The 1,929-nt window shown below is 60.7% G+C and carries 1 protein-coding gene; it reads right to left on the bottom strand.

Going from position 1 to position 1,929, the window contains the following annotated elements:
• Nucleotides 1–116 precede the first annotated feature (116 nt).
• On the bottom strand, nucleotides 117–1,439 hold the full coding sequence (gene ltrA, locus AYJ54_RS40555; RefSeq protein ID WP_201724315.1) for a group II intron reverse transcriptase/maturase: 1,323 nt from the start codon (nucleotides 1,437–1,439) through the stop codon (nucleotides 117–119).
• Nucleotides 1,440–1,929: the final 490 nt, after the last annotated feature.

Raw genomic sequence — 1,929 nt, 5'->3', positions numbered from 1 at the left:
GGTAGAGTCGAGGATGGGCGCGGTAGCTTGGGGGCCCCTTGGCCATCGCCCCGTTTCCCATCCCCGCTCATCAAACCGGACGTGCCGATTTCCGGCATCCGGCTTTCCGGCTGGCTTCACCGCGAGGCACGCGACGTGGCCGCTCGGGGCAAGCGTTGGAGGCACAGAACGCCGAGTTCTCGATGGATGACATCGAATATGAATCGGCGATTGCCGCGCCCTTGCACCTTGTGCCTTCGCGCGAGGAACCTGCGCACACGTTCAAAGACGTATTGGTCGACGCTACGGTATGCCTTGCTCCGCGAGCCGTAGCCAAAGTAGTTGGACCAGCCTCGCAGTGACCTGTTCAGCTTGTCACGTACTTCCGGCCATGGATCGATATTGCTTGGCACCAGAAGCTCGCCGACCCTTGTCTTGAGCCGCTGTACACTCTTCTTGGACGGGCTCGCGCCCAGATACCATTTCCCGTTCGCCTCAAACCAATGCACGCCGAACGAGTAGCCGAGGAAGTCGAAGCGTTCCTGTCGGGCATTTCTCAGCGAAGTTTTAGCCTCGTTGAGTGTCAGCCCAAGCTTGGTCATCACCGCCTTCGTCCACGCTAATGCCTCCACTGCGCGACCGCGGCTGAGGATAACGAAGTCGTCGGCATAGGAGATGACGTGAGCCTGGAACGCGTCGCCGCAGCCAGTCAAACGCCAATGCTTCAGGAACCGATTCATGTAAATGTTGGCCAGCAATGGACTTGCGACGCCGCCTTGCGGCGTGCCGCGTGTGTTTCGCTTGCCGCCACTCATGCGCCGGGTTCCGTCCGCGTCCCGTTCTTCGATCGGCGCCCTCAGCCACATCTTGATGAGACGCAGGACGTTTCGATCCACCACACGCCGGGCTACTGACTTGATCAGCTCGGAATGCGGTATCGTATCGAAGTACTTGGACAAATCAGCATCAACTACGTCAGCATTGCCCCGACATAAATGCCGGTGCACTTCCTTGACCGCGTCCACCGCCCCGCGAGCGGGCCGGTAGCCGTAGGCATTGTCCTCGAAGTCAGCCTCGAAGATAGGTTCGATCACGATCTTGGCGGCAGTCTGAATCACACGATCACGAATGGTCGGAATGCCGAGCGGACGCTCGCCACCATTCGCTTTCGGGATCATCACCCGCCGCACCGGATCAGGTCGGTACGTCTTCGAGACCAGTTCCGCGCGCAAGTCCGCCAACCATGCTTCCAGGCCCAGCTCTTCGATGCGAGCAAACGTCATCCCATCCACACCTGGGGCACCCGCATTAAGGCGAGCGAGCCGATAGGCGTGGACCAGGATGTCCTCGCGACAGATCTTGTCGTAGAGCAGATAGAAGCGGAAGGTGGGCTCCGCCTTCGCTTTGCAGTAGAGCTTTCTCTGAAGGCTCCGGATCTTATCAGGCGTTGTCAGGCTCATCACCAATCACCTTCACCTCACCATCTTCAAAAGCGCACCAGAAGTCGGGGCCCTTTGCTCCACCGGCATTACCCGGCATCAACGCTCCTATTGCCCCGTCCGACTCCCGCCGTGACCACCGCCTCATGCGATGTTGAGGCCGCTACCCTCGTCCGCGACGGGTCTCCCCCTGTAACTACGAACTACCCTTCCGGCGTGCCGTGCCCACTACCCCGGCGGATCGCGTGGGTGCGCGTGTCGATTGCTTCCCCACACGTGCGGCCTTCCCCAAATGACCGGCGGGTCGGCATCCGCATTCGAACTTTCGAGGCCTGCTCAGGCTTCACTTTGTTACGGCCCATCGGATCGCTCAGCAGCCCAAGGCTGCCTTTGTCGCAGGGCTCCGACCCAGTCAGTTACCCGACCGTGCCGCCTGCCAGCTTCCGGACCAATCGACAATTATCCGGGTGAGATCCTCCCTCACTGATAGTTCGCGCCCTCGGGGCGCACG

It is taken from the genome of Bradyrhizobium centrolobii, from assembly GCF_001641635.1.
GTDB classification, from domain to species: Bacteria; Pseudomonadota; Alphaproteobacteria; order Rhizobiales; family Xanthobacteraceae; genus Bradyrhizobium; species Bradyrhizobium centrolobii.
The sequence above is the reverse complement of the archived record's forward strand: the minus strand, read 5'-3'. Positions and strand labels throughout refer to the sequence as shown.